The sequence below is a fragment of the Streptomyces sp. NPDC107550 genome, assembly GCF_055639095.1.
This window is the reverse complement of sequence record NZ_JBVKBC010000008.1, coordinates 202,796-227,694: the sequence shown is the minus strand read 5'-3', so window position 1 is coordinate 227,694 and position 24,899 is coordinate 202,796. Positions and strand designations below refer to the sequence as shown.

Genomic DNA, 24,899 nt, shown 5'->3' with positions numbered 1-24,899 from the left:
CAGGCCGAGGCACGGGCGGAGCCGAAGCGGCTCTCGGTCAGGGGAGTTGCTGCCCGTCCCGGACGAAGAGGCGGCCCAGCTTGCCGTATTCGGTCTCGATGCCTTGCAGGACGTCTTCTGCGGTCACTGCCCGCCCCCCGGCGGCGGCTGCGAATGCCGCGCTTTCCACGCAGGAGCGGATACTGCCGCCCGCCAGGTCGTAGGTCTGGGCGAGCCGTACGACGGGGAGGTCAGTCGGTGCCGCATCGCCGAGGTAGGAGCGCCACAGCGAGGCCCTCACCTCCGGGCCGGGGCTCTCGAAGTGGACCACCTCGTCGAGACGGCGGGTGAAGGCCGTGTCGATGTTGGTGCGCAGGTTCGTGGTGAGGATCGCGAGGCCGCTGAAGGACTCGAGGCGCTGGAGCAGGTATCCGCTCTGTGCGTTGGCGTGCCGGTCGTTGGAACCCCTCACCTCGCTCCGCTTGGCGAACATCGCATCCGCCTCGTCGAAGAGGAGGACGACATCCAGGTTCTCCGCGGCGGAGAAGATGCGTTCGAGGTTCTTCTCGGTCTCGCCGATGTACTTCGACACGACGGACGGGAGACTCACGGCGTACAGCTCGACCCCCAGTTCACGGGCCACCGCCTCCGCCGCCATGGTCTTGCCTGTCCCGGACTCCCCCGCGAACAGGGCCGCCGTGCCCCGCCCGCGGCCGCCTCCTTTCCGCAGCTCCCACTGGCGGAACACCGACTCGCGGTGGCGCACCCGGGCCACGAGCATGTCCAGGCGTGCCGCCACCGCGGCCGGCAGGACAAGGTCACTTCGGTCGATCTCGGGGACGATGCGCCGGGCCAGGGAGTCGAGCACGGAGGCCGAGCACCGACGCGCGGCCTCGGACAGCTCGTCCCTGGTGGGGGTGGCCCCCCGGAGGGCGGAGGCGTAGTGGACGCGGTCCACGGCCGCGGACGCGGCGACGCCCAGTTGCTCGCCGGCTCGGCCGCTACCGGCCGGGCGCAGATCGGTCTCGGCATGGTCCAACGTGTCCCATTCGTACGCGGCCCAGGGTTGGCTTCCGTACAGCAGGAGGGGCAGTGGGGCGCCGGCCAAGAGTGCGGTCACGCGGCGCAGCAGGTCGTCCTGTTCGGATCGGGCCGTGCCGGGCGGCGACAGGGGCACCAGGAGTGCGGCGCCGAGGAGGCGTGACTCCAAAGCGGCCCGTGCGGCGAGCTGAGCGGGGGTGCCCTCTCCGGCGACGAGGGCATCGGGGTCCACCACTAGGGGGATGCGCCCGAGTTCGGCGAGCGCGGCGCTGCATACGGGCAGCGCCTCCCCGTCGATGCCCTGGCGCAGGAAGCGCGTGCGGTGGGGGGCGGCGGCGAGAGCTTCCCGCAGCTCACGGACACCGTCCGGATCAGCGACGCGGGCGTCGTCGACGGTCGGCGGCAGCATGTGCAGCCAACGGCAACCGCCGGGACGGCGCCCTGTGTTGCCGCCCACCAGAAAGTCCAGTACCCGGTCGGGCACGTTCAGGACCCGTTCGGGAAAGATCGTGTCGGGACTCTCGTACTTCATCAGGCCCCCCTCGAAAAGGGGCGACCCGTCACGCAGCAGTCCGTCGGCCAGCGCCTTGGGAGGGCTGATGCCCGCGACGGCCAGGACGTCGGAGACGGTGGGCCGGGCCGTCGGCAGCCCGCTGAAGGCGCGAAATGCGACGGCGCACACCGGGACGACCTCGGGCAGCAGGCAGGTCACCAGCAGATCCGCCTCGTGCGTGCCGAGCCCGAATTCCGCGATCACATGAGCCAGTCGGTCTCCGCCGTCCGCCAGGCGCAGCAGGTCTTCCGCGTCCGGCCACTCATACGGGTCTTCGGTCAGGTCCCTGGCCTGCTCCTCCTCGAACGTGGCGTCATGCTGGCTGCGCAGGTAGAGGCATCGCAGCCGGGCCTCAGCCACCTCGAGGCGCTCCTGGAACAGGCTCGGGCTCATGGAAGCGGTGCCCTCCACCGGAGTGGAAAAGCTTGGTTGTGTTTGGGGCACGGAGGCGACGCCTGTCGTATCGAATCGGATCGGATCGGCATGTGACTGCGCGGCGGGCAACGGTTGTGGCGTACCGAGCCCGCGCGGCTGTGGGCTGTTTCAGGGGAGCAGCCGACCAGCGCCCGGGGGCCACCTGGCCTGCTTCCCGGGTGCCGGTCGGTGGTGCCGGCAGCCCCGTTCGGCTACGGGCTTCAGAGCCACGGAGGCGTGTCCGCGTTCTTGAGCATGTTCGGAACGGCGTCGGGGCTGCGGGGCAACCCCATCAGAATTCCCGTCCACCGCTGCAACGCGACACGTTCCTGCGGCGTCAGCCGCACCGCGACAGCGGTTGCCACATTCGGGCTTTCCTCGTGGATGGCCCGCCAGGCTCCGGACTCCCGCTCGGCGAGGTCGCGTTGAGCCGCGTAGCTGGACGAGGGGCGGAGCAGGGTGGGGACGAGCGACGGGTCCTTGAACGTCTCGTCGATCGTCCCGGACCCGTGCTCGCCGAAGGCGAGGCGGAATCCCTCGACGCACGCGGCGAGATCGTCACCGACATGGCGCTCCGCGCCGATCTTGCCGGCGGCCCGAGCATCCCACATCACTTTCTGCAAATACCCGACTGCCTCCTCGCGCGGACGGCTTCCGTCCGCAGGCACGGGCGCATGCATGATTGCCGCCAGCCCCATCGCGTGACGTCGCCAGGCCTGTAAGTAGGCGGGCAGCCTCATCTGCGCCTGCTCTTGGCTGTGTTGCTGACTACTGGCGGGTGTGGCCCGCCCCGTACTGGTGGGCTTGGCGCCCCTGCGTTCCATAGCTTGGAAATCGTCACCCATGTCTGCCTCCCCTATGCGACGGCCGTAACGATGACATCAAGCACTTTTCCCCCTCCGATTTTCCAGGGACGAAAGTCCCTACATGCGATTCGCATACCTCTTGGCGAGCTTTCAGCGCCGCCCCGTCGACCGTGATCTCCGACCGTTTCACCCCGCCGTGGACCTTTAAGGGCTATTTAAGGTCTCGTTACGACCGGCTTCAGATGTGACCCAATACAGTCCTATAACGGGATCAGGCAGGACAGAGGAGAGGCCCCCGGGCAGCGTCCGCCGCAAGGGCCATCCGGGGAGTCGAGTCCCTCCTTCTCATGAAGTCGCTCGTACGCGATCACCCTGGTTTCTTCCAAGCAGGAGCGACTTCACTTCAATTGTCGTATCCCTTTCACGATTTGACACGGTAGGCAGGAAAGCAATGGACGGCAGGCGGGCAGCAGAGTTACCCAGCCGAGGACCTGGTGCATCCGCCGTGCACCGGAAGCGACTGTGCCGCCGTGGCCCGGTGAGCGGCGCACGAGGTGGCCCGCCACCGCTTTACTTGCGCCCCCCGGCCCGCAGTCCCCCAGGTCGGACGGACGACTACCGGACGCGGACCGGCGTGAACCCCCGGCAGCCGGTGCCGCGCCCGGCGACACGGACGAGCACCGCTCTCAGCGGGCGAACTCCACCACGGCCATTCGGCAATGGCTCCTCAGCCTGCCCCGACCTACCTGACTATGGACGGGGCAGGCTGAGGAAGTACCCCCGAGAGTTCATGCAAATCGCGGCCCCTCTCTGGACGCGCCGGCGACGTAACACGACTCGGCCTCTCCCTCCAGTCCCTCACCTCGGCGACGTCAGGGAGGGGCACTGACTTGAACGCCTTCGGGCTCAGTTTTTCTTTCCATTACCACCCGACGGGAACCTCACTATCCATGAATAAGCAGGCTCCTGTGTGCGGGAAATCAATCAGAAGAGAGGTGCTGGGTGGCGACTTATTTGTCCCCGGGCGTGTTCGTTGAGGAAGCGACGAATGGCTCACGGCCGGTGGAGGGCGTGGCGACAGCCGTGGCGGCCTTCGTGGGCTTCGCGGAGCAGGGACCGCTCAATGAGCCCGTACGTATCACCAACTGGAGCCAGTACGCCAAGACCTTCGGCGACTTCCTCGACGACTCCTATCTCGCGCACTCCGTATACGGCTACTTCTCCAACGGCGGCGGTGACTGCTACGTCGTGCGGGTCGGCGGCGGACCGGCGCAGGGCGCGGACGGGCAGTCTCCCGAGAGCGCCCGGCCGCTGGATGCCGCCCAGGCTCAGGCGCTCGGGAGCTTCCGCGTCATGGCTCTGCCCGCCGCGGCCGGCCACGACGTCACGATCGACGTGCAGCGCAAGCCGAGCCCTCCCAAGGCGAAGAAGTCGACGGCGGCCGCTGCCAAGGAAGGGGACGAGGCTTCGGCTTCCAAGGACACGGACGCCTCAGCCGGCAGCGATCTCTTCACGTTGACCGTCAAGGTGGATTCCGCCGCTGCCGAGACGTTCGACGTCACCGCCGACAAGTCCTCGTCCGCGTACGTGGTGACGCAGGTCAAGGAGCGTTCGCGGTTCGTACGGGTGGAGGCGATGGAGGCGGTCGCGGCCACCGCGGGCGCTGAGTTGGCCCTGCCCGATTCCACCACTCTCACCCTGCCTGCGCCGCCCGCCGCCGACACCTCCGGCGCCGGTGCCGCGACCACGGACCTCGTCGGCAGCTACATCGGCATGGTCGCCGACCGTTCCGGCCTGTCAGGGCTGGAGGCCATCGACGACGTCACCATGGTGGTCGCTCCGGACCTGATGGCCGCCTTCGAGCGCGGTTCCGTCAGCCGGGAGCAGGTCAAGGCCGTCCAACTGGCCATGGTCAACCACTGCGAGAGCATGGCCAATCGGATGGCCATCCTCGATCCGCTGCCGAATATGGGACCCACCGAGGTCCACGAGTGGCGCATGAACGAGGCCGGCTTCGATTCCAAGTACGCCGCCTTGTACTACCCGTGGATTCAGGTTGCCGACCCGGTGAGCGGCAAGGGGCTGCTCGTCCCGCCGTCGGGCCACGTGGCCGGCCTTTGGGCCCGTAACGACGAGGCACGCGGCGTCCATAAGGCGCCCGCAAATGAGGTCCTGCGGGGCGCCGTGGATCTCGGTATCCAGGTCACCAAGGGGGAACAGGAGCAACTGAACCCGGCGGGCATCAACTGCATTCGCAGCTTCCCCGGGCGCGGCATCCGCGTGTGGGGCGCCCGTACTCTCGCCAGCGATCCCGCCTGGCGTTACCTGAACGTCCGCCGTCTCTTCAACTACCTTGAGGAATCGGTCTATCTGGGCTCGCAGTGGGTCGTCTTCGAACCCAACGACGAGCGCCTGTGGTCCATGATCCGCCGCAATGTCAGCGCCTTCCTGAACAACGAATGGCGCAAGGGCGCCCTGTTCGGCGCCAGCCCGGACGAGGCGTTCTACGTCAAGTGCGATGCCGAGACGAATCCCCCGGAGATCATCGACGCCGGTCAGGTCGTCTGCGAGATCGGCGTCGCCCCGGTGAAGCCGGCCGAGTTCGTCGTGTTCCGGATTTCGCAGGAGTCCCTGTCGGGGACCGGCGGCGAGTAGTTCCCGCGTACAGACCACACGCGGTCTGCCCCTGTTGGCAGCTTTCGCCGCGTTTCGCACTCCTTCATCTCTCACTTCTCTGACTCACTCATCAAGGAGCGACCATGGCCAAGGACAACACTCAGGTCGGCTCGGCATTCGCCTCCAGCCGGTTCACGTTCAAACTCGACGGACTGAAGCTGGAGCACTTCAGGAGCGTCAGCGGAGTGGAGATCGGCGTCGAGGTGCGCTCGACCACCACCTGTGACGCGCAGGGCAACTGGTCGATCATCAAGGCCGCCGGTGCCCCGAAGACCCCGAGCATCCGTGTCACCCGTGGCATGGAGAAGAGTCCGGAGGTCACCAAGTGGATCCAGGATGTCTACGGCGCCAACGTCTCCGCCAAGAAGACCCCGGCGAGCATCGTGTTCATGACCGACCAGGGTGATTCGGGCGACAAGCTCACCATCAACCTGATCAACGCCTGGGTCAGTTCCTGGAGCGCCAGCGATCTCAGCTCGGACAGCACAACTCAGATGGTCGACGAGACCTTCGTCATCGAGTGCGAGCGGATCGAGATGGCCGCATGAGGCGCGGGCGCGTGGTCGAGGGGGCGCCGCTCGCTTCCACGGAGGCGTCACCGGGCGACGCGCCCGCCCCTACGCACAACTCCGCGAGGCAGGACCCGGGGCCCGGGGGCCTGCGCACCGAGTTCCCCTTCACCCTGCCGCGCGGCTACGTCGACCGTGACGGGAATCTGCACCGGGACGGCGTGATGCGCCTGGCGACCGCCCGCGACGAGCTGCTGCCGCTCACGGACCTTCGGGTGCGCGAGAACCCGGCCTATCTGTCGGTCGTGCTGCTCGGCCGGCTGATCACGCGGCTCGGTACGTTGGCCGAGGTGGACGCGGATGTCGTCGAGCGTCTTTTCGCCGCGGACCTGGCCTTCCTCCAGGGGTTCTACAACAAGATCAATACGGACGGCACCTCGCTGGCCACGACAGCCTGTCCCGCCTGCCGCCACGAGTTCGACGTGGACCTGGGCAGCCGCCTGGGGGAATGACGACGTACGCGGCTGAGGCACTGCGGTCCGAGATCGCGTACGTCGCCCACCACTTCCACTGGCCCTACGCCGAGTTGCTCGACATGGAGCACATCGAACGGCAGGCGTACATCAAGCAGATCACCCTCATCAACCAGCTTCTTACGGACGGGACTCAGTGACATGCTGAGCTGGATCATCCAGGCGGGCGGCCGCCGTCGTCGTACAGCGGCCGGGCCCGCGGTGCGCGACGCGGTCGCGTCCCGCACCTCTTCCGTCGTACCGCTGCCCGCGCCGCCCGTCGTGCTTCCGGACGTGGTGCGCATCAGGACGGTGGGCGGGCTGCGCCCGATCACCGAGGCTGCGCGCACCACGGATGACCTCGCCGCCTGGCGGGACCACCGCCTCACGGGTGCCTTCTCCACGGTGATCGATCCTGATCCGCCGCGGGTGTTCCGGCTCCGGGGAGGGCTGTGGAACACCACGGGCCTGCGGACGCATCGTGCCGTGGTCGGGCTGTACTGGCGCGTGCCGCGTGATGCCGCGTGCGCTGAGATCTCGCACCAGGAGGTGCCGGGCGCCACCGGGCCGGCGCCCTTCGGCGGATCGCACTCTCGCTTACGTGGGGCTGGTCACCGGGAAGACGGTGTTCTCGATGCTCCGGCCGAGCCCAAGGGCCAACAGGATTCGGGGGATTCACCCTTTCTCGTACCGCACTCCGACTCGGTCGACGGGGGCGATGTTCAGGGGGCGGTCTCGGCGCCCGTCGTTCGATCGAGCCACGGTGCAGCGGGCGGTCCTTCCCGATTCGCCCTGCGGGCACGGGCCACGCTGCTTAGGCGCCGACGTTCACATCAGGCAGGAGACGCGAACGGGCTGTCGGAGGCGTCCTCCCCCTCTGTCGCTGACTCCGTCCGGCAGACGGGATGCCGGGACGCCGCGTCCCGCTCTGCTTCGGCTCCGGTGCCGGCACCAGCTCCGGCTCCGGCTCGGGCACATGAGCCCGAGCGCCATGGGCTCCGAGGGTCGGGGTCCGTGGCGTCGGCGCCCGGCGGGCTTGCCGCCACCCCCGCTGCTTCGGAGCACGGCCGTCCCCTGTTCATCGGCTCACGGAGTACGAGCGGGCATCCCGGCCGCACGACACGGCCGGTCAGCACCGGTTCCCCCCGGGTTTCAACGGATGAGGGTCCCTCAGCGCGCGAAGGCCGCCCGGCCCCGGCCCGCCCGGTGTCCACAACGGCTGCGGATGAGGGTGCACGCGGCTCCGCTGAACAACGCCTGCTACATCAGTCCCGTGGATTGACGTCATCCTCCGAGAAGGAGAGGACGGAGGCAGCCGTTCAGCAAGAGCCCTCGGTGCCTTCCGCGGGGGCCGTGAATGCTACCGACGACGCAGCCGGACGGCACTCGCGCGACGAGGCGAGCGCTACGCCCGCCAGTGGTTCTCGTGACGTCTACCGCGAAGGCTCCACGTCGGCGAGCGGTTCGACCGTCACGCAGTCCCGAGGCGCGCTGAGTTCCGACGAGGTCGGATCCGCACAGCCCTCGACCACGACCGAGCCGGAACTTGCTCCGCTCGTCCTCTCATCCACGGATGAGCCTGTCAGCCCACCTCTCGTTGCTGACAAGCTGGCCGCATCCGGGCGCACTCAACGACGCACGGCTGGCGGTCACATCGCAGACCCACACCAGGTCGGCGCGCGGAACCTGGACGCACCGGCCGAGCACGCCCACACATACACACTCGCGGCAGGCGAGCCGGTTCGCCGCGAGGCTCCTGTGCCCATGAACGCAAGGACCTCGGACCTCCAGCCCCCGGGCGAACTGCACGCGAGCCGCTCCGGTCCCAGGAAAGAGCCCATGGACCGGAGCCAGTCCACGGCTGCGGCGGATGCACGCGCCATCGCGTCAGGTGGCGGAACTCGCCTGGGGCGGGGAAGGTCGGACGCCGGTGCCGGTGCAGCCCCGAAGCGATCCAGCCCTCGTCCGGACGGGACACCCAGCCCTGTCGCCCAGGTCGACGGCGCTGCGGCCACCTCGAACCGCGAATGGCGGGGAGCGACGCGGACCGGCGCACAGACGTGTATCCCCCACTCTCTGCGGAGCGGCAGCCAGGACATCGGAGCGGCTGGCACCGCGCCCTTCGCGTCGGGCGACGCCGAACACGAAGTGCCGACGGCCGCCGGAACGGCCGCGCCTGATTCCGCCCTGCCTGACGGCGAGGTGGATGGAGCGGTGGTCGCCGCCCGGCGCGTCGGTGATCGCACCAGCGTGTCTGCGCCGCGACATGCGGAGAGGTCGGGCGCCACCAGCACTCTCGGTCTGGCCCTTTCGGCGCCGGAGGCGGAGCCGATACCTGCGCCAGCGCCGGCGTCCGAGGCGGTGCCCATCCGGGCTGCCCTCGGAACGACCGTGCGCGGCGGCCCGGTCTTGAAGCAGATGCCCTGGATCAGGGCCTCCGCGTATACGCCGACCACCGTCCGCCAGGACGACACCGCAGTGGCTCGTACCGACGGGCCGCCCCCTGCGTGGGTCATCGCGGGCCGCACGCAACGACCGCCGCTTGGCACACCACAGCCCCACCCGGCGCATCCAGCAAACCCGACACACCCGGCACGCCCGACGCACCCGATCCACCCCACGCACCCGCCAGCCGAGGCGCGCTCCGCGTTCGCCGAATACGACCCCCCTCCGGCGGTTCCCCCCTGCCCGGACGACCGGCCGCAAGTCGCCGCCGCACGACCCGTGTTCCGGCGCATCGGTGCATGCGCGCCTACGCCCCGCGCCCGCGCGGCGAGCATCTCCCCGGCGCGTGATCACGAGCCGGCGCACGGCCACGGAGCGGCAGCGCAGGAGTGGGGCATCCCAGCGGGAATTCTCGCCAGGTCCAGCAAGGAAGTAGAGGTATAGACGATGTCTGGTGCCCCCAAAACGCTGGCGGTCAACCGGTTCGCGCTCACCATCGACGGCAAGGACTTCGGCCTCTTCACCCGGTGCAGCGGGCTGGCCCTGTCCGTGGAGGTCGACGAGGTCACCGAGGGCGGCGTCAACGATTCGCCGGTCCACCTCAACACCCGTATCAGGTACGCACCGCTGGTGGTGACCCGCCCGGTGACCGCCGCCGCGATGGACGTGTGCCAGTGGGTGCAGGAGTCGGTGCGCGCGCCGAACCGCCTGACTGGTCAGATCGCCTGCCTCGGCGAGAACGGCGAGGAAGTGGCCAAGTGGGAGCTGCACGACGTGATGCCCGTGGCGTGGCGAGGGCCGAGCCTCGATGCCGCAGGCGGGATCGCGTTGGAGGAGATCGAGTTCGTGCACGGCGGATTCTTCCGCCCCGGCACTGCCTGACAACGGTCCCCCGGCCCACTTCACCCGATCCCACCGAGGGAGCGAAAAGCATGCCTGAGAAGAAAATGGTCAAGGCCAATCTCGAGATATACGCACCCCCGACCGGTATGCAGGACGGGCCGGGACCGATCAGGGAGCACATCGAGTTCCAGTTCAACCCGGCCCAACTGTCCCTGGTCAAGGAGGTCTCCTGGGCACGGCACAACGCACGCCTCGCCCAGTACACGTCCGTACCGGAGTTCACCGGCAGCCAGCCGCGCGTGCTCGCCATGACCGTGGTGCTCGATGGCAAGGACAGCAGGGGCAAGTCGGTGGACGTCCGGGTCAGCACGCTGCTGAGCTGCTGCACCCCCACCGAGGGCAGCCGTTTCGATGACCGGCCCTCCCCGCCCTGGGTCAGGTTCCGCTGGGGCAGCTTCGAGTCTGCGTCGTTCATCGCGTTCCTCAGCTCGGTCAAGGCGACCTACACCCGTTTCTCCGCGGACGGCGAGCCACTGCGAGCGGTCTGTGAGATCTCCCTGGAGGAGATCGGTACGGCGACACAGGGGCAGAACCCGACCTCGGGGTCTCCCTCATCGCGGCAGTCCTGCGTCCTGGTGCGGGGCGACTCCCTGCAGTCCGTCGCCTTCCGCACCACCGGGCGGGCCTCCGACTGGCGCGCCATCGCCGAGCTCAACGGCATCGACGACCCTTCGAAGGCGAAACCGGGCCTGAGCCTGCTGCTCCCCTCCCCCGCCGGCCGCTGACAGCCGCAGACGCAGAGCTCCCATCCTCCACAGCATTTCCTCAACAGCTTTTCCCCACAGCAGAGTTAGGACCACGCACATGCCAGGGCGTCACACCGCCGGGCTGGACATCTGGATCAACGACCGACGCCTGCCGCCTCCCTACGACAGTCACCTGGCCTGGGCCTCCGTAGCGGAGAGCGGCCACACCTCGGCCACCGCCGAACTCGGCTTCCGCGACCCCCAGGGAGCCGGCCTGCTGGACGCGACGGGGGTCCAACTCGGCAGCGCCGTACGGCTGACCGGGTTCTCCGCCGACGGCAGCCATGATCTGTTCTCAGGGGAAGTGACGGACTGCGAGATGCGGGCGTCCGCGGGCGGCAGTGACGAGAGCGGCGGTGTACTCATCGTGGTCCGCGCCAGGGACCACGCGCACCGGTTACGGCGCGGCACCCGCGTACGCGCCTACCACCAGATGTCAGCCGGGCAGATCGCCCAGAAGGTGGCCGACGCGGCGGGCGTACGCACCGGAGACATCGACGATCCCGGTGTGGTGTACGAGTTCCTCACCCAGCCCGCCATGTCCGACTGGGATTTCCTGTTGCACCTCGCCCGCGAGAACGGCCGCGACCTCTATCTGCGGGACGGAAAACTGCACTTCACCGCGCCCGGCGACGCCTCCGATGAATCCGCCACGGACCCACCCGCCGGGACAAGCCCGGTCGCCCTGGAGTTCGGAGACAACCTGGTCAAGGTCTCGTCCTCCGCTTCCCTGCGCGATCAGGTGACCGGGGTGACCGTGCGCGCCTGGGACCCCGAGCGGAAGAAGCCGCTCGTCGCGCGACAGGCTCCGTCGACAAGTCCGGCACGAGATACGCCGTGGCAGGCCTTGCCGGAGACGGTACGCGGGGAACCGTTGCTGCTCGCCGGGCTGCCGCGGGGCACCCAGCACGAGGCCGAGAACGTGGCGAAGGCCATGGCCGGCGAGGTGTCCGCGGCTCTGCCCCGGCTGCGCGCGGTCGTGCGAGGCGAACCGCGGTTGCGGCTGTGGTCCGCCGTGACGCTCAAAGGTCTGGGCAAGCAGGTCGAAGGGCGCTTCGCCGTCACCGCCGTACGCCACGAGTACCACCCGGACTCCGGCTATCTGACCGAACTCACCGTCGACGAGGCGACGGACCGGACCGCCGGCGGACGCCCCGGGGACTCCGAGACCGGGCTGCGCCGCTTCCACGGGCTGATGCCGGGCACGGTCGTCAACATCAAGGACGATCGCAAGCAGGGCCGGGTGAAGGTTCAGTTGCCCTGGCTCGACCCGGACTACGAGAGCAACTGGGCGCGCACCGTCCAACTGGCCGGCAGTCGCGGGAACGGTGTCGTGCTCCCGGAGGTGGGCGACGAGGTGCTCGTCGGTTTCGAGCACGGCAGCCTGGACCGTCCCTATGTGCTCGGCGGTCTCTACAACGGGCTGGACCGTATCGCCTCGCACCCGCTCAGTCTGGTCGACGAGAGCAAGGGCACCGCCAACCGGCGGTCGTTCGGGTCGAAGGAGGGCCACCGGCTCGAACTGCTCGACGCGGGCAGCCAGGGCACGGGAGCCACGCTGGTCACCGGCGACGGCAAGCTGAAACTCACGATGGATCAGCACAGCACGCTCATCGCCGTGCACAGCGACGGCGGCGTCACGATCACCGGAGCCGAGGGAGTCACTGTGGACGCGGGCCGCGGTCCCCTGGACCTGAAAGGCGAGACGGTGACCGTCAGCGCCCAGCAGAAGATCGAGCTTTCCAGTCCCGCCATCGACATCGAGGCCGGCGGACAGCTCAACGCGTCCGGTGCGGCCGCCAAGTTCTCGGGCGTCACGATCGCGGAACTCTCCGCCGCCCTCGTCAAGATCAACTGAGCCGCTGTCAAGTGCACGGTTCCTGAAGGGAGAACGTGAGATGCCTGCCGCCGCGCGCGTGGGTGACCCGACCGCACATGGTGCCGCCACCGGAGTGGTGACAGGACCGCCGATGGCCGCCGACGTCCTGATAGGTGGTCAACCTGCTGCCGTGTCAGGCACTTTGGCGACCTGCGCGGGACCCGTCCACACGCCCCCGATCTCCCCCGTCCCGGTCGTCGCCACACGGAGAGTGCTGATCGGCGGCCTGCCCGCCGCAGCGATGGGCGACACCACTGGCTGCGGCGGCATGATCGTCGCCGGCTGCCCCACTGTCATGATCGGCGGCTGAGCGGATGTCCGACTTCTTCACCGGCCGGGGCTGGGCCTACCCGCTGGGGGTGAGTCCCTCCGGCGGAGTGGCGATGTGCGCCGGCGCCGAGGACATCGACCAGGCCATCCGGCTCATCCTGGGGACCGAGCCGGGCGAGCGGCCCATGCGGCCCGAGTTCGGCTGCGCGATACGCGACCGCGTCTTCGGCTCCTTCGACGCCTCTGTCAGCGGCGCCATCGGCCACGAAGTGCGCAGGGCTCTCGAACGCTGGGAGCCGCGGATCGTCGTCGACGACGTCAGCGTGGTCCAGGCCGCCGCACTCCAAGAGGTCCTGGACATCCATGTCACCTACCACCTGGCCGGCACCAACAGCCGCCGCAACCTGGTCCACCCCTTCTACGTGATCCCCGCCCACGACGGCGGGCCGGCACAACCCGCCCCGTAACGCGACACCCGCCGGACTACAAGGACAGAGAACGATGCCCCTGCCCAGCCCCGACCTTGACGACCGCAGGTTCCAGGATCTCGTCGACGATGCCAAGAGATTCATCCAGCGCCGCTGTCCCGAGTGGACGGACCACAACGTGTCCGACCCCGGAGTCGCGCTGATCGAGGCCTTCGCCCACATGGTCGACCAGCTCTCCTACCGGCTCAACCGGATCCCGGACAAGGTCCACCTGGACTTTCTGGACCTGCTGGGAGTGCGGCTGGCCGCCCCCAGGGCAGCCGCCACCGACTTGACGTTCTGGCTGTCCGCCCCGCAGAAGCGTGAGGTCGCCGTGCCGGTGGGCACCGAGGTGGCCACCCCGCGTACGGGCAGCGCCCCCGCCCGCGTCTTCACGGTCAGCCGGGCCCTGGACATCGTGCCCACCGGGCTGCACCACATCGGAACCGCGCCCCTGGGGCACGCGCCGGCGCTCCTCACCGAGCGCTTCCAGGCCGGCGAGCCGGTGACCTGCTTCTCCGAACCGCCCGTGCCCGGAGACGCCCTCCTGGTCGGCCTGGACCAGGCGGCACCGCACTGCGCGGTCACCGTACGGATGGAGTGCCGCGCGGAAGGCGTGGGCGTGGACCCGCGCCACCCGCCGCGTGTCTGGGAAGCCTGGTGCGGCGAAAGCTGGGAACCCTGCGAGATCGAGAGCGACGGCACGGGCGGCCTCAACCGGCCCGGCGAGACCGTACTGCACCTGCCCGCCGGACACACCGCCTCTCTCATCGCACGCCGGCGAGCCGGCTGGCTGCGCTGCCGGGTCACCGATTCCGCGCCCGGCCAGCCCGCGTACTCCGGCTCACCCAAGATCAGCGCCATGGAGGTCTACACCGTCGGCGGGACCACCCGCGCGGTCGAGGGCGAGACCATCCCCCATGACGAACTGGGCATCTCCGACGGCACGCCGGGCCAGACCTTCACCCTTCACCGCCCGCCCCTGATCCCCGGGTCACTGGGTTCCGTGGCGGTCGACGCCAAGGGGGGCCGGCAGATGTGGCAGACGGTGGAGTCGTTCGACCGGTCCTCGCCGACCGACCGGCACGTCACGGTGGACGAGGTGAGCGGGACCGTCCGCTTCGGCCCGTGCGTACGGCGCCCGGACGGCGAGATGCGCCAGTACGGTGCCGTACCGGAGATCGGCGCGCGGATCACGGCGAGCCCCTACCGGCACGGCGGGGGCCGCGACGGCAACGTGGCCGCGTCCGCCCTGACCGTGCTGCGCACCCCGATCGCGCTGATCTCACGGGTGGAGAACCGGCGTCCCGCCACTGGCGGAGTGGATGCCGAAACGGTGGAGAGCGTACGGCACCGGGCGGGGCACTGGCTGCGCAACCAGGAGCGCGCCGTGACCGCCGAGGACTACACCTCCATCGTGTCGGCCGCCTGCCGGGACGCGGGCCGCATCGAGTGCGTGACACCGCGGGCCGCGTCCGAAGGCGCCGGTCCGGGCGGCCTGGTCAGGGTGCTGCTCGTCCCGCAGGTCCGGTGCCCGGACGAGGAACATGACCGGCATGAGCTGCTGCCCTCCGCGGACATGCTGGCCGCCGCGAGCCGTGCCGTGGAAGCGGCCCGCCCGCTGGGCGTCTCCGTCTCGGTCAGCGGACCGGCGTATCAGGGCGTCACCGTCGTGGTCGAGGTCGAGGCGGTCAAGGGCGCCGATCACAAGGCGGTCAAGCAACAAGTGCTGCACAGACTGTACGAGCGTCTGAGTCCGCTGCCGTACCAGCGGCGCACCAGCAACCGGTCGGGCTGGCCGCTCGGCCGCGCGCTCCGGCTGAGCGACCCGTACGCCGTCGTCGCGCACTGCGAAGGAGTCGACACGGTGACCGCCCTCGCGATGCACCCGGCCGACCTCGACAGCGGCGAGCGGCACCCCGCCACCGACCGCATCGACATCGGCCCGGAGGCGCTTTTCCTCTCCTTCCGTCACCAAGTAGCCGTCAAGAACGCCCGCTAGCGGAAGGATGAGGAGGCACAAACCATGGAGACACCGCCGACCCCCAGCCGCGTACCGGATGTTCCGCCGCTGGTGCCCGGGAGCCGGTCGCTGCGCGCCGTCCTCCCGGAGAGCTACCGGCAGGGCGACTTCGCCGACCGCTTCATCGCCGGGTTCGACGACACGCTCGCTCCGCTGATCACCGCCCTGGACTGCCTGGACGCCTACTTCAGCCCGCACACCGCGCCGGACGACTACGTCTCCTGGATGCTGAGCTGGAGCAACACCCGGCTGCCCGACTGTGTGGGGCTCGAAGGCCGGCGCGCCGCGCTGCTGCTCGGCCGTCGGCTGCACGGGATGCGCGGCACCCGGACCGGCCTCGACCTGCTTGTCCAGCACGTGCTGGGAGGGCGGGTCGAACTGACCGAATCGGGGGGCACGCACTGTTCCGCCGGGCCGGAGGATCCGCCGGTGCCGTCTCCGGCAGGCGCCTGGGCAGAGGTTCGGGTGCTGCTCCCGCTGGGGATGCTGTCGGGCCGTCCCGAGGCACCCCGGGAGGTGACGGACCTGGTCCGCGAGTGGCTTCCGGCGCACGTCGCGGCCGTGGTCACGGTCACGGAGTGCGCGGAAACAATGGTAGGTACGACACCTGCGACAAGCGGGGGATCACAGGCATCACTGCCGGAGCGCGGGCCTGCGGAAGGCTCGCGCTGATGGGCGCCGCTTCGTCCGACCGCCGGGGCTGGCTGTTCCCCGACGAGCAGAACATCTGCGGGGGCTGCGGCACGGCATCCGCACCGGACGCCATGTTCTGCCTGTCGTGCGGGGCGTACCTGGCCTGGGACAGCGCCGGGGCCTCGCCCGTGGCAGCTCCGCTTCCGGGAGGGGCTCCGCCCGGGGCCGAGGAGCTCGCCCCACCGGCACCGGCGGGCCCGGCACTCCCGGATCCCCGGCTCGAGGACGCCACGCGGCACCTATCGCCGTGCGGCTCCCCTCCGTCAACTCCGGCCCTGCCGTACGGGACTTCGGCGACGGACCGTCTCCGCCCGGAAACTCCTGGCCCGCCCTCAGCCCCTCCTGCCGCCAACTCGCCTTACGTGCCTCACCCGTACGCCGAATACACCGAACTGCCCCTCGCTCCCGACCAGTTACAGCCGAGCCCCCACGTCGTGAGCGGGGATGTGGTCCTTTGGGTGACGGCCCCCGACGACCAGGGCGGCGCGCCGCTGCCCGGAGGCTTCGGCGGGATCCCGGGCATGGTCGCGTGCCCGCGCTGCAAGGGCCCCAATTCGGATGTACGGACGTACTGCCAGCCCTGCGGGGCCGAGCTCCGCCCAGTGCCCGAAGCCGAACCTCCGTGTCTCACCCGGTGGGAACGTCTGAGCAAGGACTATCTGGAGCGGCCGGACATCTGGCACTGGGACCGGCGCTTGGGTGTCCTGGTCGCGGCACTGCCGCTGTGCATGGTCGCCGGGATCTCCCTGGGAAACGGGGCGGCGGTCGCATGGCGCGCGGTACCGGCGATCAAGGACCGGTTCCAGACACAGCAGGCGGTCGCCCCGGACTCCGTATCCGCCTCCAGTTCCGCCAAGGGCTTCGAGCCAGAGCTCGCCGTCGACGGGCTCGACGACCGGGCGTGGGCGCCACGGGAGACCGGGGACGACGCGGTCGGCCAGGCGTGGGAGGCCGACTTCCGCACCCCGTTCCGGCTGGCGTCTCTCATCATCATCAACGGCGCGTCCAAGGCGCCGAAACAGTTCTTCGAGGCGGGCTGGCCCACGCGGATCAAGATGACGGTGGGCACGACCGATCAGGGGACGGTGGAGAGGAGGATCTCGCTCAACGGCCAGCCCGGCCCGCAGAGTTTCCCTCTAGGCATCGACAACGTGGTCTCGGTGCAGGTGCTGATCGAGGCGGTCCATCCGGGGCTGAAATCCGGTGCGCCCGTCGCCATGGCGGAGATCCAGTTCTTCGGCCGGCTGACCTCATGAACGTACGGGCCGAACTGCTGGTCCCTGACGACGTGGTGGTGCCCGGTGGCTCGCTGACCGCACGCTTGCGCGTCTGGAACGAGAGCCGGATCGTCGACGCCTACCGGCTGAGGCTCATCGGGCCGCCGACCGGCTGGCCGGGCATCGCCGCGGACCTCGGTCACCTGTCCGTGTACCCGGGTACGCACGAACAGATCAGTATTCCGCTGGCGCTGCCCCGGGACAGCGAGTTGGCTCCGGGCAGGCTGACTTTCGCGGTTCAAGTCGCTTCGGTGCAGCAGCCGGACGCGGTGGCCGTCCCCGAAGCGGCCATCCACGTGGGCGCGTTCCACGAGATCAAGTCGAAGCCGGTCCGGAAGCGGACGGGCGGGGCTCTGTGGAGCAGCAATCTCATCGTCCTGGAGAACCTGGGCAACACGCAGACGAGCGTGCGGCTGCGGGCGGCGCCGCAGGACGAGGGTGACCCGGTACGGCCCAAGCTGCGTCGTACGCGGCTGAACCTGATGCCGCGGGAGCGGGCCCGGATCAGTCTGATGGTGCGTATGACGCGACCCGTACCCGTGGGCAAGGCGGTCGAGTGGCGGACCGATGTCCACGTCAGATGGGACGACGGGGGCGACCATACGGTCTCGTTCGTTCACCGCCAGCGTCCGCTGTTGTCGAAGGCGGCGTTGAAATGGCTGATCGCCTTCGCGGGCGTCCTGCTGGCCTCCGTCGCCGTGTGGGTCTCCCCGCTGGGTGGCGACGGCCCGTCGGCGCGCACGGAGTCCGCCGGCGGGCCGTCGCAGGCGGAGGCGGTACGCAAGGCGGAGGCGAAGAAGGACCGCGAGAGGAAAGCGGAGGAGAAGAAGCAGGAGAAGGCGGAACAGAAGGAGGACGCGGCGAAGGCGCCGCAGAAGAAGCGCTTCCAGACATCGCTGGCCGCCGATACCGCACAGGACGAACCCACCGCCCGGTACACGGTGAGGAAGGGATACCGGCTCCTGATCAAGGTGGTGCAGCTGAGCGCTTCGGGTCCGGAAACGGGAAAGGTCTTTCTCACCGCCGGAGAGCAGCAGTTGCAGAGCACCGGCGTCAACAACGCCACGAACTACACGCCGCCCGCTCCGTTGTCGCTGCGGCAGGGCGAGTCGCTCACGCTCCGGCTGGAGTGCCCGGCGCCGCCGGCCGATGCCGACGCCCGTGCCGCTTCCCCGGCCGTCACATGTACGGCGACGGCCGTGGTGGTCGGCGAGCTGGTCCCGCTGCGGGGGCCGAACTCGGAGCCGGAGGATTCCACGGACTCGTCCTGACCGTCGCCCTCCCTCCCCTCCCCTCCCCTCCCCTCCCCTCCCCTCCCCCTCCTCTCCTTTCGCCTGCCCCTACCAATCCGTCAGGAGCCATGCACAGTGACCATCGTCCAACAAATAGACGACACGCTTGAAAAGGAGCTACGGCAGGGCCCGCTGCGCGGCATCAACGCGCAGATCGCCTTCGAGACGCCCAACACGGACTGGGCCACTCGGCGCTCCACCCTCTCCGTGAACCTCTTTCTGCACTGCGTCGAGGAGGACACCGCCCAGCGTCAGTCGGGAGACGCCAGCATCATCAACGAGTCGGGGGTCGTGGTCGGCTACAACCAGCCCACCCGCCACTTCCAACTGGGGTACGCCCTCACCGTGTGGGGCAACAACCCGCGCGACGAGCACCGCTTGTTGGGACTGCTGCTGGAATGGTGCGTGGCGACCGACCACCTGCCCCCTCCCCCTGAGCTCACCGGCACGGGCCCGCTCTCACTGAAGCTCCGCGAGACTCCCCAAGGCTCCGAGCCCCCTGCCGCCAAACTCTGGTCGGCGCTGGGCACCCCCGCCCGGCCCGTACTGGACCTGCTGGTGACGGTTCCGGTCGCCCGTCCGGCCACGGTGGTGGAGAGCGAGCCCATCCGGGGGCTGGCTCTGAAGACCACGCGATTGAACCCGGAGCCCCCCGCCCAGGACCAGGCCCACCGGGCAGCCACCCGACGTGCACCGCGCTTGCGCCGCAGCATCAAAGAGGTCAGCTGACGCGTCCGGCCGCCCAGGCTTGCCGGCCGAGTCTCCCTACATGAGCCCGCTCTGAAAGTCTCTGCGAGTGTTTTCTGAATTCCTGGAGCGCGACTCCAGACGCCCTCTTTCCACATCCGACACGACCCGGCGCACCGCAACGCCGAGAACTCATGAATTGACGCGGCGCAACTCCGTCGCAGCCGATCCCGACCTGATCAGGTGGTCAGGGCTGGCGTACAAGGTCGTGGACCGGGATTTCTCCGACGCTCCGCTGTGGCGGTACCTGGACGATTTCCCCATGCCGACGCTCCACGACATCAAGCAGGGGGTAGCGGGAGACTGCTGGTTCCTCGCGGCTCTGGCCGCCCTGGTGGCCCGGTCGCCGATCGAGATCACCCAGCGGGTCTCCAAGCAGGCCGACGGTCGTCTACGGGTTCTCTTGGACCGCGAGATCGATGTGGGCCCCATGCTGCACACCGTGCACAAGACGTGGCTCGGCCGCCTCCTGCTCGACTCGGAGGACATAGCGCATGCCGACAGCCGGGCCGGCACTTGGGTGGCGTTCTTCGAAAAGGCGGCGGCAAAGACCGTGTCGTCCGGCGCATCCTCATACGGATCGCTGGATGCCGGAACCGGCGCGGAGGGAATGGCCCTGCTCGGATACCCCGCCGCGGAGTTTTCGCTGAGGAGTAAGGACGGGGAAGTCTACGAGGTCATCGGGGACTCGTACCCCTCCTATTCCGGCGAACGGGAAACCGGTGGACGACCCGCACCGATGGGCCACGCGACCAGACAGAACTTGAGAAGAAGAGAGCTATTCAACAGAATCAAAAAGAGAGTCACGGACGGCCATCTCGTCGTCCTGGGCACCCGCTCGGAAGACCGCCACCTGGCCCTTGCCATCCACCACGGCCAGATCTTCACCCGTGTCTCATCCGACCGGCGCCGTATCCTGGCACCCAATCATGCGCACGCTGCTGTCGGAGTAACCACAAACAACCAAATAGAGCTCTACGACCCTCACGGACGGGCCATATCGATCACCGAGAAGGACATGCGAGAAATTGACTCCATGTCCATATCGCGGAAACCTGTCCCGCGGGTGAGTCACGCCGCGAAGACGCTGGCTCCGGATAGGCCTGCCCGTAAGTATGTCGGCTATTGGGGGAGCGTGCAGCGAGCCGGAGCGGGCGAGGCGTGAGGCGTCCATCCCGACGAACGGGCCGGCGATGCCGTCCTTGGCAACGTCGGGATGGACCGGGCCCCTAATGCAATTTCACCACCTCCCTTGCGCACATGTTGTATCGGAAGTACTTACCGGACCCCATGATGTAGACGTCGGTGGAACCAGGAATTCCCGTAGCTCCTTCAACCTTTCTGACTCCTCCTTCCTTCAATCCATCGATCTTTACCGGCCCCTCAACAACCTTACCCACCGTATTACTGTAGCGAATATACGAGTCGTCGTAGAACACGTAGAAATCGTCGGTTACGGAGTACGGCACCTGAACCACTGCGGCGGCGCGCTTCAGGAAGTCAGGCCCACCTATGGAGATCAGGTCTTTACTCACTGCCGAGTGCGCGTCAAGGTAATCAGCAACCGCCTCGTAATCACGCTTTTTCTTCTCAAGATCATGTTCTTTTTTCTCAAGCGCGAATTGCCTCAGAGAGTGCGGATAACGAGACAGCAAACGCCCAACCTCTTCCAGTTCAATCTCCCATTGCAGGCTTCCTACCTCTGCGCCCAGTTCCGATGCCGCTGCTCGCGGGTCGACTAGACCATCGATCCTCTTGCGTACCGATTCCGGTATTTTCTTTTTGGACTCCTTAGCACACTGATTGAAGCTGGCCTTCAGATAATTCCTGTATGCGGTTTGCGTCTCGGACCAGGTCAGGTCTTTCCCCAGCTTCCTGCGAAGGGCTATCTCGATGTTAAGCCTTTTACTGGGCGGAATGGCGAGGCTATCAATCCCCTTGATAACATCCGCCAGCATCTTGTCCACAGTTTTCGGGAAATCCGCCAGAGCGCGGTTCTTGTTCTGCTGAAGTGCGTTCCTCAGGGTTCTGGCGGGTAAGGCGCAATCGTACAGGGCAGCGTTTACTATTTGCGCCTGCGTCCGCACTGCTCCGGACTCGCTTTCCTCGGAACCTACGGCGTCCGTCTCATTTTGCGTGGCGACAATGTTGCCGTAGACGGAGCTTTCATAAGCCTTGAGCAGCATTATCGCTGCCATTTGTTCCGGGGAGAGAGTCCACCCCTTTTTAATCTCCTGACTCAGTTTCCCTTCCCAGACCTTCGCAATCGTCTTGCTATCCGGCACTTGATCCCAGAAGATACTTTCTATCGTGAGCCAGATATCGGCAACACCAAGAAGGGCGGCCGGCGGAAAAATAGGAGTAAAGAGGCTTCCCGCCAGCGCCATTCCGTTGCTCACCATTTCCGACTCGTCCTCTTTCAGAATGGCGTCGAGGAGTGCTGTCGAATCCGAAAGAATCGACAATGGCGTCGCCAACGTCGATATTGCTTTGTACACTTTTTCGGGGGCCATTTTCCCGACCATCGCTACGGCATCGGCCGTGGACCCAGAGAACCCAGCGGATGCAGAGATCTTTGCGAGGGCGCTGGCGTCCTCGTCAGTGAAGGTGGCGTGCACCTTCCACAAATCGATTCCGACCATTCCCGCCTTTAAGCCCCCATGGAGCACCCCTCCCCCCTTTACCGCCATTGAAGCAGTTCCGTACGCTAATTTCCTGAAATCGATATTTCCAAGAACTCCCTTGAATTCGGTGTAGCCCTTTACGATCCCGGACAGTGTTTTACTCGCTCCGGGCAATTTTCTCAGATCGGCCGGGAGCTCGGACGCCATACGCTCCAGGGTGTGCACCGATCCCGGCGTATCGGGCCCCGTAGCTGCCGGCTTCAGATTCCGCGCCCAATTCGGAACGGCCAGATCCTTGGCATTCGGGATGTTCTCGCGCGGGGAGATGGGATCGTGCAGAGAGAAACTGTCTCTAGCGATCGAGAGCGAGGGGAAATCGACGTACCTCATCAGCTTGAGTTTCGAACTGTCCTCGTACAGCTTCCTCCAGTCCCCTTCGGTTGTGAAAACGGGACCGGAGAAGCCCCTCATTCCGATATCGGCGAACTGCCCTGCGGTAAGATCGGCAACATATCGCACTCCGTCTTTCGCGCCCACTACTACATAATGAGGACTGTGCCCCGAACCATTCGGACCAGCAGATTCGGGCTTCCACATCAGCACAACCCGATACGTGAGGTCAGTAAACCCCCGCCCCTTCATCATCTCGCTCACCGGCCACATGGCACTTTTGCAATTTCCCCATGGGCGTTTCACCAGGTCGGATATTTCATGGTTGCTCAAAAATGCATCAAGGGTTTCCTTCTCCACAGTCTTGATACTGATTTGCTGCTCAAGCACTGCGATCTCGGCCCGGACGGACTGCGCCTCCATTCGATCCTTGCGAATCCTCTCCTGAGAAAGGACCGCTTCTCTAATTTCGTCGGGCGTGGCCATTCTTACTTCTACGGGAGCGCACCCCAGAGAACAGAGAACGTTATACGAATGACCGTTCCAATGCACCTCGGGATACTTTTCCGAAAGTAGCTTTTCGCGTCGCGGCTTGTTTTTACGCAGAACGCTCAGTGGTATTTCCGTCTGATCCAAACCCCGAGAACTATATATCTTTATGTAGAAGTTTTTGAAAGCTGTAGACATTTGAGACTTCGGGACTTTACTGTAATCTACAGGGAAGGGGGTATAAAATTCTCGCTTCCCGACTCGCATCTCTTTGGCGAGCTTGTATTCGGTGAGAACGCGATTGACCTCTCTCCGCTTTTGCACATCTGCGATTTCATCGCGCTCCCTATCGGACACCGCAGCCCTGCGCGCGTTCGTGACGGCCTTCCTGGATATCTCGTACGGATGCTTGTCCGTATGCACTATGGACTTGACTTCTTGAGGATTCCCATGGGTCATCAATTCCTCTCTGTGTGCGGCCACGAAAACGTACTTGGCGCCGTCAGAGAACTGCTGCTTAAACGTAAATCCAGACACATCTGTGGGAAATACTTCACCTGCCGCCGAGTGGATGGCATGGATGAGTTCATGGGCCTGCGTCTGGGACGGGAGCATGACGACCTTCGAGCCGTCCCTATTGGCAACGGCGACGTACTGCGAGGCCCAGGTGATGAGCGAACTGCTCCCCTTTCCGTTGGAAGCATCGGCCACACTGAGAGGCTTGAATTGAGCCAGCTGCCCCATCGGTGCTTCCTTGATCACCACACGCAGATGACTCAGCCCGCCTGTCCGCCCGAGATACGTCCAGGAATTCTTGACATTCGGTTCGAGCAGGCGAAGCCCCGGAACAGCGTCAATGATCTTCTTACCTGTTTTTGTGTGCTCTAGGATGTGAAGATTCACTGTCACATCGTCGAGGAAATCATAGTGTTTCTTGAGTGATCCTCCATCACGAATGATTCCATCGATATCTTCTGGTTTCCCTAGGGACACTCCGATCCCGGGATATACCTCGACCACCCGGTGTGGTACGAAATCCGGCCCCGTGACGTCCGTGATGTCTCGCCCATTGGGCGCTAGGCTCTTCCACCGCTCTTCACTCCGCTGAGGACTGTCGACGGGATAATTCCAAGCAGGTTTCAGGATTTTTGAAAGGTCGCGTTGCTCCCTGCGATGAGGCTCGTACTCCTCGGGGTCCGTGTACTCCAAGTCGAATTCTGGATCGCATGCGAAGGGGTCCCTATCGCAAAGCTGTTCCAACTCCTGATTCTTCTCCTCCAGCATGCTTTGCAGCTCACGCAATCCGTGGCTCGACGCGAAGGGTGCGTCGATCGTTGGAGCCGACGGGGGCTGACTTGCCGCAGTGGGCTTGAGTGCAGCGGAAGGCGTGAGCGCTGCGGTGGCAGAGGGAAGCGACACCCTGGAGACAGCACCGTCCGCAGCGAGCTGCGCAGTCCCTCCCTGGGCGTCCTCTCCCTCAGGAGAGGGCGCCCAGGGATAGCGACGCGCGATTTCGGCAGTTCCTATGATGGAGGTGGCCAACAGAGTCAGCATCACGACACGGCAGGCTGAGAGTTTGTGGTTTCCCCGGGTACCGGAGGCCGGCTGTGTCGTGGCGCTACTCGGCACCACCTCGGCATCCTGAAGCCATCGCCCCTGGTCGTCCACCAGGTCGAGGGCGACATGGTCGGTGGCGTTGTCTGACTGGTCCGGGCGGCGAGCCTGGGCGATGAGCCGCTCAAGCTCCTTCCGCTGTTTCTCGTCCTTCTGGGCCTCACGCCGACCGATATTCGCCCGGTGCTGGTGAGCTCTCGCGAGACCTTCCTTCTTCACGTAGCTGTTCTGCATAGGGCGTACTCCTTCCTACTCCGCCTCCGGCTTCTCCGGGCGCGGGGTGACGTCAGCAAGCCGGCTGGTGCGGGTCGATTCCGGCAGGCCACAGGGGGCGCCGACCGAGCACGCAATGCGAAGCGGTTCTGGCCCTGCCGCTTTTCAGCGAGGACGCGCACGCGACGGCAGCACTGGAAAAGCCACTTCGGCCGACACGGACGGCCGGAGGCTTCCTGCCGTCGTCGTTCAGAACCCCGGAACTCTGGCATCCATCGATGCCGCAGGTACGCGACGCCATCCTCGGCCGGTTGGTCGCAGCGTAGGCAAGCCAGGC

General features: G+C 66.9%; 18 protein-coding genes. 15 read left to right on the top strand and 3 right to left on the bottom strand.

What is annotated here, in order from left to right; all coding sequences use genetic code 11:
• Window positions 1–37: 37 nt before the first annotated feature.
• Together ACZ7LY_RS14520 and ACZ7LY_RS14515 are read right to left on the bottom strand one after the other, a co-directional pair.
• On the bottom strand, window positions 38–2,077 hold the full coding sequence (locus ACZ7LY_RS14520) for an ATP-binding protein (RefSeq protein ID WP_471624908.1): 2,040 nt from the start codon (window positions 2,075–2,077) through the stop codon (window positions 38–40).
• Between the two features lie 131 nt (window positions 2,078–2,208).
• Window positions 2,209–2,832: a hypothetical protein gene (locus ACZ7LY_RS14515; RefSeq protein ID WP_471624907.1), complete on the bottom strand. Its 624-nt coding sequence runs from the start codon at window positions 2,830–2,832 to the stop codon at window positions 2,209–2,211.
• Between the two features lie 963 nt (window positions 2,833–3,795).
• On the opposite strand from ACZ7LY_RS14515, the gene ACZ7LY_RS14510 reads away from it, so the two are divergent.
• The 15 genes from ACZ7LY_RS14510 (at window position 3,796) to ACZ7LY_RS14440 (ending at window position 20,397) form a co-directional block, all read left to right on the top strand.
• Entirely contained in the window at window positions 3,796–5,448 is a 1,653-nt protein-coding gene (locus tag ACZ7LY_RS14510; RefSeq protein WP_471624906.1) for a phage tail sheath family protein, read from the top strand.
• A 104-nt stretch (window positions 5,449–5,552) separates the two neighbouring features.
• Window positions 5,553–6,017 carry a phage tail protein gene (locus ACZ7LY_RS14505; protein WP_471624905.1) on the top strand — a complete coding sequence of 155 codons (465 nt, stop codon included), beginning with the start codon at window positions 5,553–5,555 and terminating at the stop codon, window positions 6,015–6,017.
• Window positions 6,014–6,490, top strand: coding sequence for a hypothetical protein (locus ACZ7LY_RS14500; RefSeq protein WP_471624904.1), 477 nt, complete (start codon window positions 6,014–6,016; stop codon window positions 6,488–6,490). The genes ACZ7LY_RS14505 and ACZ7LY_RS14500 overlap by 4 nt, the downstream gene beginning before the upstream one ends.
• Window positions 6,487–6,651 (top strand): DUF6760 family protein, encoded by a 165-nt coding sequence (locus ACZ7LY_RS14495; protein WP_471624903.1) that lies wholly within the window; start codon window positions 6,487–6,489, stop codon window positions 6,649–6,651. The genes ACZ7LY_RS14500 and ACZ7LY_RS14495 overlap by 4 nt, the downstream gene beginning before the upstream one ends.
• Window positions 6,652–9,382: 2,731 nt before the next feature.
• Window positions 9,383–9,817, top strand: a complete 435-nt coding sequence (locus tag ACZ7LY_RS14490) for a phage tail protein (RefSeq protein WP_471624902.1) — start codon at window positions 9,383–9,385, stop codon at window positions 9,815–9,817.
• A 50-nt stretch (window positions 9,818–9,867) separates the two neighbouring features.
• Complete coding sequence (locus ACZ7LY_RS14485; RefSeq protein WP_471624901.1) at window positions 9,868–10,563, top strand: CIS tube protein; 696 nt, start codon at window positions 9,868–9,870, stop codon at window positions 10,561–10,563.
• Between the two features lie 79 nt (window positions 10,564–10,642).
• Window positions 10,643–12,442: a VgrG-related protein gene (locus ACZ7LY_RS14480; protein WP_471624900.1), complete on the top strand. Its 1,800-nt coding sequence runs from the start codon at window positions 10,643–10,645 to the stop codon at window positions 12,440–12,442.
• A 40-nt stretch (window positions 12,443–12,482) separates the two neighbouring features.
• Window positions 12,483–12,773: a PAAR domain-containing protein gene (locus tag ACZ7LY_RS14475; RefSeq protein WP_471624899.1), complete on the top strand. Its 291-nt coding sequence runs from the start codon at window positions 12,483–12,485 to the stop codon at window positions 12,771–12,773.
• Between the two features lie 4 nt (window positions 12,774–12,777).
• Window positions 12,778–13,200: a GPW/gp25 family protein gene (locus tag ACZ7LY_RS14470; RefSeq protein ID WP_471624898.1), complete on the top strand. Its 423-nt coding sequence runs from the start codon at window positions 12,778–12,780 to the stop codon at window positions 13,198–13,200.
• Between the two features lie 34 nt (window positions 13,201–13,234).
• The gene (locus ACZ7LY_RS14465) at window positions 13,235–15,202 is read left to right on the top strand and encodes a putative baseplate assembly protein (RefSeq protein WP_471624897.1); all 1,968 of its coding nucleotides are present in this window, start codon (window positions 13,235–13,237) and stop codon (window positions 15,200–15,202) included.
• A 24-nt stretch (window positions 15,203–15,226) separates the two neighbouring features.
• Window positions 15,227–15,895, top strand: coding sequence for a hypothetical protein (locus ACZ7LY_RS14460; RefSeq protein ID WP_471624896.1), 669 nt, complete (start codon window positions 15,227–15,229; stop codon window positions 15,893–15,895).
• A gap of 479 nt (window positions 15,896–16,374) precedes the next feature.
• Complete coding sequence (locus tag ACZ7LY_RS14455; protein ID WP_471624895.1) at window positions 16,375–17,172, top strand: NADase-type glycan-binding domain-containing protein; 798 nt, start codon at window positions 16,375–16,377, stop codon at window positions 17,170–17,172.
• Window positions 17,169–18,464, top strand: coding sequence for a COG1470 family protein (locus tag ACZ7LY_RS14450; RefSeq protein WP_471624894.1), 1,296 nt, complete (start codon window positions 17,169–17,171; stop codon window positions 18,462–18,464). Before ACZ7LY_RS14455 ends, ACZ7LY_RS14450 begins: the two co-directional genes overlap by 4 nt.
• 96 nt (window positions 18,465–18,560) lie before the next feature.
• On the top strand, window positions 18,561–19,214 hold the full coding sequence (locus ACZ7LY_RS14445; protein ID WP_471624893.1) for a Pvc16 family protein: 654 nt from the start codon (window positions 18,561–18,563) through the stop codon (window positions 19,212–19,214).
• Between the two features lie 280 nt (window positions 19,215–19,494).
• Complete coding sequence (locus ACZ7LY_RS14440; RefSeq protein WP_471624892.1) at window positions 19,495–20,397, top strand: C2 family cysteine protease; 903 nt, start codon at window positions 19,495–19,497, stop codon at window positions 20,395–20,397.
• A 64-nt stretch (window positions 20,398–20,461) separates the two neighbouring features.
• Here the strand turns inward: ACZ7LY_RS14440 and ACZ7LY_RS14435 are convergent, their stop codons facing one another.
• Window positions 20,462–24,583, bottom strand: a complete 4,122-nt coding sequence (locus tag ACZ7LY_RS14435; protein ID WP_471624891.1) for a hypothetical protein — start codon at window positions 24,581–24,583, stop codon at window positions 20,462–20,464.
• Window positions 24,584–24,899: the final 316 nt, after the last annotated feature.

What these genes read in the sequence shown, in the direction of transcription:
- ACZ7LY_RS14495 (WP_471624903.1), top strand. Translation starts at nt 6,487, where the DNA reads ATGACGACGTACGCGGCTGAGGCACTGCGGTCCGAGATCGCGTACGTC.
- ACZ7LY_RS14505 (WP_471624905.1), top strand. Translation starts at nt 5,553, where the DNA reads ATGGCCAAGGACAACACTCAGGTCGGCTCGGCATTCGCCTCCAGCCGG.
- ACZ7LY_RS14500 (WP_471624904.1), top strand. Translation starts at nt 6,014, where the DNA reads ATGAGGCGCGGGCGCGTGGTCGAGGGGGCGCCGCTCGCTTCCACGGAG.
- ACZ7LY_RS14515 (WP_471624907.1), bottom strand. Translation starts at nt 2,832, where the DNA reads ATGGGTGACGATTTCCAAGCTATGGAACGCAGGGGCGCCAAGCCCACC.
- ACZ7LY_RS14490 (WP_471624902.1), top strand. Translation starts at nt 9,383, where the DNA reads ATGTCTGGTGCCCCCAAAACGCTGGCGGTCAACCGGTTCGCGCTCACC.
- ACZ7LY_RS14450 (WP_471624894.1), top strand. Translation starts at nt 17,169, where the DNA reads ATGAACGTACGGGCCGAACTGCTGGTCCCTGACGACGTGGTGGTGCCC.
- ACZ7LY_RS14465 (WP_471624897.1), top strand. Translation starts at nt 13,235, where the DNA reads ATGCCCCTGCCCAGCCCCGACCTTGACGACCGCAGGTTCCAGGATCTC.
- ACZ7LY_RS14480 (WP_471624900.1), top strand. Translation starts at nt 10,643, where the DNA reads ATGCCAGGGCGTCACACCGCCGGGCTGGACATCTGGATCAACGACCGA.
- ACZ7LY_RS14485 (WP_471624901.1), top strand. Translation starts at nt 9,868, where the DNA reads ATGCCTGAGAAGAAAATGGTCAAGGCCAATCTCGAGATATACGCACCC.
- ACZ7LY_RS14460 (WP_471624896.1), top strand. Translation starts at nt 15,227, where the DNA reads ATGGAGACACCGCCGACCCCCAGCCGCGTACCGGATGTTCCGCCGCTG.
- ACZ7LY_RS14475 (WP_471624899.1), top strand. Translation starts at nt 12,483, where the DNA reads ATGCCTGCCGCCGCGCGCGTGGGTGACCCGACCGCACATGGTGCCGCC.
- ACZ7LY_RS14470 (WP_471624898.1), top strand. Translation starts at nt 12,778, where the DNA reads ATGTCCGACTTCTTCACCGGCCGGGGCTGGGCCTACCCGCTGGGGGTG.
- ACZ7LY_RS14440 (WP_471624892.1), top strand. Translation starts at nt 19,495, where the DNA reads ATGCCGACGCTCCACGACATCAAGCAGGGGGTAGCGGGAGACTGCTGG.
- ACZ7LY_RS14435 (WP_471624891.1), bottom strand. Translation starts at nt 24,583, where the DNA reads ATGCAGAACAGCTACGTGAAGAAGGAAGGTCTCGCGAGAGCTCACCAG.